This window comes from Nocardioides sp. P4_G10 (assembly GCF_056401175.1).
The window spans coordinates 765,515-773,740 of sequence record NZ_JBFUJV010000001.1; the positions used below are offsets into that span (position 1 = coordinate 765,515).

Genomic DNA, 8,226 nt, shown 5'->3' on the forward strand with positions numbered 1-8,226 from the left:
ACCTCGCGTAACACCGGTGCGTAACCCAGACTCGGTTCTAAGCTTCGGATTGAGATGAGTGAGTCAACGGGTCTGCGACGGATCGCAGTAGTGGGCGCAGTGATAGTGCGAGATGGCCATGTGATGGCCGCTCAGCGTGGTGGGAGTGGGTCCCTCGCCGGGCTTTGGGAGTTCCCGGGCGGAAAAATCGAGGCTGGAGAGTCAGCACGCGCGGCACTCGAGCGCGAGATCGCTGAGGAGTTGGACTGCGTAGTCGAGGTGAGTGACGAGATCACCACGACAGTCCACGCGTACGACTTCGCCGAGGTCACTCTGACGACTTTCTATTGCGCCCTGGTAGACGGCGAGCCGACCCTCACAGAACACACAGCAGTGCGGTGGCTTCTTCCCCAAGAGCTTGACTCCCTGGAGTGGGCGCCGGCTGACGTTCCCGCCGTTGCGCTGGTGAAGGCCACCATCGAGTGAACGCTCAGATCGATTGGTCGACCCAGTTCGCGCTCGACATTGACTTTGGCTACGTCGGTTCAGGCTCCGAGGGACCGCGGCACTACAACCCTCGGCTCGTCATGAACGATGCCGGAAGCACCGTGGAGCACGCCCTCGTCGAGGAGCTTGCTCGTTGTAACGCCTTTACGTTCTCGGTCGCATTCATTACGTCGGGTGCGATCGCCCAGTTGAAGCAGCACCTTCACGACTTCAACGGCAAGGGGACGATCGTTACGTCGGACTTCCTTGGCTTCAATCAGCCCCAAGCGTTCGCCGAACTGCTCAAGCTCAACGAGCTCAAGGGGATCGACGTACGTCGCCACCCGGCCAAGGGTTTCCACGCCAAGGGCTACGTGTTTGAGCACGATCGAAGCGTCACGGCGATCATCGGCAGTTCGAACCTAACGAGCGCCGCACTATCGACGAACCACGAGTGGAACCTGCGCGTGTCAGCAGCGCGGGAAGGCGACCTTGCGACTCAGATCCGTCGCGTCCTCGAAGAGCAGAGCTCCGCCTCCGAACCGCTTACCCAGGAGTGGATCGACTCCTACGCCGCGACCTATCTCGCCCCGGCAACGCGACCGGCCTCACCGAGCCCGGTCGGTCCTCAGCCCGACACCGTAGAGATCCAGCCCAACGCCATGCAGCAGGACGCCCTTCTGGCCCTCGACCTCGTGCGGAGCCAGGGTGCTGAGCGCGCCATCATCGTGTCTGCAACCGGCACGGGAAAGACGATTCTCTCCGCCCTCGACGTCCGGCAGATCGCGCCCCAGCGACTGCTGTTCATCGTCCATCGCGAGCAGATCCTGGACAAGACGATCAGCGAGTACCGGAAGGTGCTGGGCGGTTCCGCAGACGACTACGGAAAGCTCACTGGATCGTCGAAGCAGGCCAATCGCCGCTACGTGTTCGCGACGGTTCAGACGCTGTCCGGAGCGGACGTGCTGTCCAAAGTGGCTCCCGACGCCTTCGACCTCGTCATCATCGATGAGGCGCACCGCGCAGGCTCGGCGACCTATCAGCGGGTCACCTCGCACCTCACCCCCAAGTTCCTTCTCGGCATGACCGCAACCCCCGAGCGCACGGACGGGTTCAACGTCTACGAGTTGTTCCACTACAACGTCCCCTACGAGATCCGCCTGCATCACGCCCTCGAAGCCGGGATGCTGTGCCCCTTCCACTATTACGGCGTTGCCGATGTGACCTACGACGACGGTACGACGACGACCGAAAAGACAGAACTCAAGCTGCTGATCACCGCAGAGCGAGTCGACCACTTGCTCACCGCGCTCGATCAATATGGGCAAGCCGGGGTCGCGCCACGTGGCCTGATCTTTTGTAGCCGCAAGGAAGAGGCGCACGCACTTGCTGCCGAACTGAACCGCAGCACGTTGCGGGGCAGAGTCTTACGGACGGTGGCGCTTACGGGCGACGACACTGTGTCAGACCGGGAGAAGCGGGTCGGCGAACTGGAGTCTGGCGAGCTCGACTACATCCTGACGGTCGATGTCTTCAACGAAGGCGTGGACATCCCGACCGTTAATCAAGTGGTCATGCTCCGCCAGACGCAGTCCGCGATCGTGTTCGTTCAGCAACTCGGACGTGGCCTACGGCTCGCCGATGACAAGGACCATTTGGTCGTCATCGACTTCATCGGCAACTACGCCACCAACTTCCTCGTTCCCATTGCTCTCTTCGGGGATGAGTCCCTCAACAAGGAGTCGTTGCGAGAGAAGCTGAACGAGACCATCGAGGCGGGTGCACTGCCCGGATTGTCGAGCGTCAGCTTTGACGAGGTCGCTCGAGAACGAGTGCTTCGCTCGATCGCCAGCACCACCCTCGACAGCATGGCCAATCTGAAGACAGCCTTGCTGGCGATGAAGAACCGCGTCGGAGCCATCCCGACGCTCTGGGACTTCCAGCGATTCGAATCAGTCGACCCGGTGCTCCTCGCCACGAAGAAGGCGAACTACCTCCACCTTGTCCGAGCGCTCCTGCGCGAGGGTCCTGTCCTGCCAGATGATGCAGACCGCGCCCTTGCCCTCCTCTCACACGAGGTACTGCCCACGAAGCGACTGCACGAGTTCGTTCTGCTCGAACTGCTTCTCACCCAGCCTGTGGTCAACGTTGAGCAGATCAGCCAGGCATTCAGCCAGGCTGGCATCGCCGCCGACGCTCGATCTGTGCAAGCCGCGATCGACACCTTCACGTTGCGCGGCTACTCGCAAGGCGATCAGAAGCGCTACATCCACGGCATCGTCGAGCAGGATGACGACGTCGTAGCGCTGACTAACTCCTTCATCGACGCGCGGGAGGCATCGCCCCAGTTCGATGCTGCTATCGCCGACGTCTTGAAGACGGGGCAGGCTTTGACGGCAGCTCGTTACTTGCCCGACCACCTCTTCACTCCGGGCATGCAGTACTCCAGACGTGACGCCGCGCGGCTCGTTGGCTGGTCAAGGAGCACAGCCTCGACGATCTACGGCTACAAGTCAGATGAGTCGTTGGGCATCTGTACGGCCTTCACGACTCTGCACAAGGACGAGACCGTGGCCGCAAGCACGGCGTACGAGGATGCCCTTCTCGATCCTTCAACGATGCGCTGGTTCTCGAAGAGCAACCGCAATCTCGAGAGTAAGGACGTCAAGCAGTTCGTCGAGCACCGAGTCGACATCCACGTCTTTGTGAAGAAGGACGATGCAGAGGGCAGCGATCACTACTACCTCGGCAAAGCGCAGGTCGCCGAGGCAGTCGAAACACAGATGGCCGGGGAAGCCCTTCCGGTCGTGGAGATGACCCTCAAGTTCGACGAGCCGATCAAGCAGGGGCTCTTCGACTACTTCCACCCGCTACCAGCCAGCATCTGAGCAGACTCTGGGACTTGACCCTTAACCGCTGCACGACGACGCACGCACCTCGGCCTAGGCACACCGGCTTCGGCGCCGCTCCCGTGCGCAAATGACAAGTGAGGCCTGCCCTTATCGGGCAGGCCTCACTTGATTGGATCAGCTGCAGCCGCTGGTGCTTCCGCAGCCCTCGCACACGTAGCAGGAGCCAGCCGGCCGCATCTTCGTGCCGCACGTCATGCAGAGCGGGGAGTCGACCGCGGTGCCGGTGAGCTTCTCGAAGAGCTCGGCGGTGGTCTTCGCCTCGCCGGTGGAGACCTTGGCCGGGACCTCGCGGGCCTCGGAGCCGTGGGTGTCCTTGGTCTCGACGTCCGCAACCTCGACGACCTCGGCGGATGCCGGGGCGGCGGGCTCGACGAGCTCGGCAGCCGAGCCGGTCTCCTCCACGAGCGGCTCGTAGGAGCCGGTCTCGAGGTGGCGCTGGCGCTCCTCGGCGGAGTAGATGCCGAGCATCGAGCGGTCCTCGAAGGTCAGGTAGTCCAGGGCCAGGCGGCGGAAGATGTAGTCCATGATCGACTGCGACATCCGCACGTCCGGGTCGTCGGTGAGACCGGCGGGCTCGAAGCGCAGGTTGGTGAACTTCGAGACGTAGGTCTCCAGCGGGACGCCGTACTGCAGGCCGATCGACACCGCGATCGAGAAGGCGTCCATCACGCCGGCGAGGGTCGAGCCCTGCTTGCCGAGCTTGAGGAACACCTCGCCGAGCTGGCCGTCGTCGTGGGCGCCGGAGGTCATGTAGCCCTCGGCACCGCCGACGGTGAACGACGTCGTGCGGGAGACGCGCGACTTCGGCAGGCGCTTGCGGACCGGGGCGTAGACGACCTTCTCGACGACCTTGGTCTCGACCGCGGCCGAGGCGGCAGCCTTGTCGGCCTCGTCCTTCTTGGCCTTGCCGCCACCGTCGGACAGCGGCTGGCCGACCTTGCAGTTGTCGCGGTAGACCGCGGTCGCCTTGAGGCCGAGCTTCCAGGACTGCAGGTAGACGTCCTCGATCTCCTCGACCGTGGCGTCCTCGGGCAGGTTGACCGTCTTGGAGATCGCGCCGGAGAGGAACGGCTGCGCGGCCGCCATCATCCGCACGTGGCCCATCGGCTTGAGCGAGCGGGCGCCCATCGCGGTGTCGAAGATCTCGTAGTGCTCGGTCTTCAGGCCCGGGGCGTCGACCACGTGGCCGTGCTCGGAGATGTAGGCGACGATCGCCTCGATCTGCTCGGGCTGGTAGCCCATCTTCTTCAGGGCCCGCGGGATCGTCTGGTTGACGATCTGCATCGAGCCGCCGCCGACGAGCTTCTTGAACTTCACCAGCGAGAAGTCGGGCTCGATGCCGGTGGTGTCGCAGTCCATCATGAAGCCGATGGTGCCGGTGGGCGCGAGGACCGAGGCCTGCGCGTTGCGGAAGCCGTTCTTCTCACCGGTCTTGATCACGTCGGCCCACGCCTTGGAGGCCAGCTTGTGCACGCGGCCGTCCTCGGTGTGCAGCACGCGGACGACGTCGTTGGCCGCCTGGTGCTTGCGCATCACGCGCTTGTGGGCGTCGGCGTTGCGGGCGTAGCCGGCGTAGGGGCCGACGATCCCGGCGAGCTCGGCGCTGCGCTTGTAGGACGTACCGGTCATGAGCGATGTGATCGCGGCAGCCATCGAGCGGCCACCCTCGGAGTCGTAGCCCAGGCCCATCGCCATCAGCAGCGCGCCGAGGTTGGCGTAGCCGATGCCGAGCTGGCGGTAGTCGACGGTGGTCTTGCCGATCGCCTCGGTCGGGAAGTCGGCGAAGCAGATCGAGATGTCCATCGCGGTGATGATGAACTCGACGGCCTTCGCGAAGAGCGCGGCGTCGAAGGTGTCGTCGTCCTTGAGGAACTTCAGCAGGTTGAGCGACGCCAGGTTGCACGAGGAGTTGTCGAGCGACATGTACTCCGAGCACGGGTTGGACGCGGTGATGCGGCCGGTCTCGGGGTTGGTGTGCCAGTCGTTGATCGTGTCGTCGTACTGCAGGCCCGGGTCGGCGCACTCCCAGGCGGCGGTGCTGATCTTGCGGAACAGGTCGCGGGCGTCGACGGTCTCGATGACCTCGCCGGTGCCGCGCGAGCGCAGGCCGAACTCGGTGCCGTCCTCGACCGCACGCATGAACTCGTCGCTGACGCGGACCGAGTTGTTGGCGTTCTGGTACTGCACGGAGGTGATGTCGGCGCCGCCGAGGTCCATGTCGAAGCCGGCGTCGCGGAGGGCGCGGATCTTGTCCTCCTCGCGCGCCTTCGTCATGACGAACTCCTCGATGTCCGGGTGGTCGACGTCGAGGACGACCATCTTGGCCGCACGACGCGTGGCGCCGCCCGACTTGATGGTGCCCGCGGACGCGTCGGCGCCGCGCATGAAGGAGACGGGACCCGAGGCCGTACCGCCGGAGGACAGGAGCTCCTTGGAGGAGCGGATGCGGGAGAGGTTGAGGCCGGCGCCGGAGCCGCCCTTGAAGATGAAGCCCTCCTCCTTGTACCAGTTGAGGATCGAGTCCATCGAGTCGTCGACGCTCAGGATGAAGCAGGCGCTGACCTGCTGCGGCGACGGGGTGCCGACGTTGAACCACACCGGGGAGTTGAAGGAGAAGTACTGGTTGACCAGCAGCCAGGTCAGCTCGTGCTCGAAGACCTCGGCGTCGGCGTCACCGGCGAAGTAGCCGTTGTCGATGCCGGCCTTGGTGTAGGTCTTCACGACCCGGTCGATGAGCTGCTTGAGGCTCCACTCGCGTACGTCGGTGCCGACGGCGCCGCGGAAGTACTTGGTGGTGACGATGGTGGAGGCGTTGACCGACCAGAAGTCGGGGAACTCCACGCCGCGCTGCTCGAAGACGGTCTCGCCGGTCTTCCAGTTCTGCTGGACGACGTCGCGACGCTCCCACGTGATGGCGTCGTAGGGGTGGGTGCCCTCGGTGCTGAAGACGCGCTCCAGCTTCAGGCCCTTGCCCCTCGCCTTGGCGCGGGTGCTCACCGTCTCGGTCATGCCATCTCCTGTGGTGGTGGTTGGTTCAACATCGCGAGTCTTCTCGCGGGTGCTTGGTGAGCCCGGCAGACCGCTTCCCCACGGTCTGCCGGGCCGTATGTGGGTCAGCCCGTCTGGACGGGCTGAACAGTGGCGGCTCGTTCGAGCCGCAGCATCTTGATCTCGGCGTCGAAGTCGTCAGCCGACTCGAACGCGCGGTAGACGCTCGCGAAGCGGAGGTAGGCCACCTCGTCGAGCGCGCGCAGCGGGGCCAGGATCGCGAGCCCGACCTCGTTGGCGTCGAACTCGGCCTGGCCGCTGAGCCGCAGGGCGTCCTCGACGTCCTGGCCGAGGCACGCGAGCTGGGCGTCGGTGACCGGGCGGCCCTTGCAGGCCTTTCGGACGCCGGCGATCGCCTTGTCGCGGTTGAACGGCTCGGTCGCGCCGGAGCGCTTGAGCACCGTGAGCTGCATCTTCTCGACCGTGGTGAAGCGGCGGTCACAGGCAGCGCACGTACGGCGCCGACGGATCGAACCGCCGTCGTCGGCGACCCGGGAGTCGAGGACCTTGGTGTCCTCGTTCTTGCAGTTGGGACAGTGCATGGCGGTCCTCCTCTCGGGCACGCTTCACACACCCGTACAACAGGGTGTGGGTTGGGGATGTTCCTGTGGACAACTAGCCTGTAACTGTGGGGTTCGCCCTCTGGCCTGTGCACCAGATGTGGATAACTACAGCGGTGTAACTACTAGATGTAGTGGTAACCGTACGCCCCGACCACTAGGTCTGACAAGCGAACGGAAGAGATCCCTCGAGGTTTTTGCCGGGTCCCGCAAAACCGCAGGTCAGTGCCGTTCCAGCCGCTGCGGGACGGCGTGTCGACAGCTTCTCCTGGCGGTTCGACTGCCCCACTCAGGCCACATCGGCCACAATGATCTCCGTGTCCACGGGGAAGAGAGCAGGGTCGCGCCGGGCGGCTCCGTCGCCTCGGAAGTTCAACAAGGCTGCCCTCGCCCTCGGCGCCGCGATCACGCTCTGCATGGTCGCCTGGGGCTACCTCGTCTACGCCGCCATCGACTTCGGTACGGCGGCGCGCAGCGGGTCCGGCGGGTCGGCCTGGAGCTTCATGGCACTGGCCTGCCTCGGCGCGATCGCCTGCCTCTTCGCGGGCCTGCTGCTCGTCGCCCGCCTGATGCGGGCGCTCGGGATCTCCCAGCCCCCGCCCTCGGACGACGCTCCCCCGCGCCCCGTCGGCGGGAAGCGCGCCGCGCGCTGATCGCGGAGCCCCAGGGTCGGCAGATTCAGGGAGTCGTTGCAACGCGGTTGAGGTCTTCTTGGATCAACGTAGTCAGGCGTTCGCGGGGTGTGTAGTAGCCCAGGCGTTTGCGGGGACGGTCGTTGAGCTCGTCAGCGATGGTCTGCAGGTCGGTGGCGCTGTGGACCGATAGGTCGGTGCCTTTGGGGAGGTACTCGCGCAAGAGCCCGTTGATGTTCTCGTTGCTGCCGCGCTGCCAGGGCTTGTAGGGGTCGGCGAAGTAGACGTCGATGCCGGTACGGGCGGTGAGGTGGGCGTGGTTGGCCATCTCGATGCCGCGGTCCCAGGTCAGGGTCTTGGTCAATTGGGCTGGGTAGCGACTCATCGCCAACGCGACGGCGTCAATGACGTTCTCGCTCTTGCGGCCTTGGGCGATGTGGCCCAGGACGACGTAGCCGCTGACTCGTTCGACGATGGTCGCGACCGCGGAGTTGGCCTCCTCGGGCCGTTCGGTGATGCTGACCGCACCCACGATGCGGCTGCCGTTCTTGCGGCGTCCGCGGGGCCGGCGCACCGTGCGGCCGCTGCGCAGGGTGGCTTTGAGCTCAC

General features: G+C 64.9%; 6 protein-coding genes. 3 read left to right on the forward strand and 3 right to left on the reverse strand.

Translation table 11 applies throughout. From position 1 onward, the window contains the following. The first annotated feature begins 54 nt into the window (after positions 1-54). A complete protein-coding gene (locus AC1DP1_RS03635) occupies positions 55-465 on the forward strand; it encodes a (deoxy)nucleoside triphosphate pyrophosphohydrolase (RefSeq protein WP_477505673.1) in 411 nt (136 codons plus the stop codon). Then, the gene (locus AC1DP1_RS03640; protein ID WP_477505674.1) at positions 462-3,353 is read left to right on the forward strand and encodes a DEAD/DEAH box helicase; all 2,892 of its coding nucleotides are present in this window, start codon (positions 462-464) and stop codon (positions 3,351-3,353) included. Before AC1DP1_RS03635 ends, AC1DP1_RS03640 begins: the two co-directional genes overlap by 4 nt. A 138-nt stretch (positions 3,354-3,491) precedes the next feature. On the opposite strand, the gene AC1DP1_RS03645 is transcribed toward AC1DP1_RS03640, so the two are convergent. Together AC1DP1_RS03645 and nrdR are read right to left on the reverse strand one after the other, a co-directional pair. Beyond that, complete coding sequence (locus AC1DP1_RS03645; protein ID WP_477505675.1) at positions 3,492-6,386, reverse strand: vitamin B12-dependent ribonucleotide reductase; 2,895 nt, start codon at positions 6,384-6,386, stop codon at positions 3,492-3,494. A gap of 104 nt (positions 6,387-6,490) precedes the next feature. Beyond that, entirely contained in the window at positions 6,491-6,967 is a 477-nt protein-coding gene (gene nrdR, locus AC1DP1_RS03650) for a transcriptional regulator NrdR (RefSeq protein WP_457188733.1), read from the reverse strand. Between the two features lie 335 nt (positions 6,968-7,302). On the opposite strand from nrdR, the gene AC1DP1_RS03655 reads away from it, so the two are divergent. Beyond that, the gene (locus AC1DP1_RS03655; protein WP_457188735.1) at positions 7,303-7,638 is read left to right on the forward strand and encodes a hypothetical protein; all 336 of its coding nucleotides are present in this window, start codon (positions 7,303-7,305) and stop codon (positions 7,636-7,638) included. A 25-nt stretch (positions 7,639-7,663) separates the two neighbouring features. Here AC1DP1_RS03655 and AC1DP1_RS03660 read toward each other — a convergent pair. Further along, the coding region (locus tag AC1DP1_RS03660) for an IS30 family transposase (RefSeq protein ID WP_477505676.1) at positions 7,664-8,226 on the reverse strand (563 nt) is incomplete at its 5' end.